This is a genomic window from Bradyrhizobium sp. NBAIM03, assembly GCF_020194055.1.
Taxonomy (GTDB): Bacteria; Pseudomonadota; Alphaproteobacteria; order Rhizobiales; family Xanthobacteraceae; genus Bradyrhizobium; species Bradyrhizobium yuanmingense.
The window spans coordinates 1-382 of sequence record NZ_JADYVS010000293.1 but is presented as its reverse complement, the minus strand read 5'-3'; the positions used below and the strand labels follow the sequence as shown (position 1 = coordinate 382).

Sequence of the window (382 nt, the reverse complement as noted above, 5' to 3'; positions counted from 1 at the left end):
GAGCTATGAACGGTATCATCTATATCATCGGGCTGATCGTCGTGATTGCTGCGGTGCTCTCGTTCTTCGGCCTGCGCTAATGATGGACTGGGCGCAGCTAGGCCGTGAGGCGTCGCCGGCAAAGCCTTCGACGCCTCACCTCGCCACCACCCACACCATCACCGGCAGCGTCGTCGCCGCCAGCAGCGTGCCCAGCGCCACTGCGCCCAACGCCGGGTTCACCAGCCGCTGATACTGCACGCGAAGATGTACGCGTTCGCACCGGGCGGCATCGCCGCGAACAGCACGATGGCGCCGGCGGCGATCGGCGGCAGGCCCGGCAGCCTGGCCAGCATGAACGGATATTTCGGTGACAGTGCACCAACCCCCGATTCCGTAGGGG

The 382-nt window shown here is 65.7% G+C and carries 1 protein-coding gene; it reads left to right on the top strand.

All coding sequences use genetic code 11. The features are described 5' to 3' along the window. Window positions 1-232 (top strand): hypothetical protein (locus tag I6F21_RS38575; RefSeq protein ID WP_225184496.1); only part of this gene is annotated, 232 nt, incomplete at its 5' end. Between the last annotated feature and the right edge of the window lie 150 nt (window positions 233-382).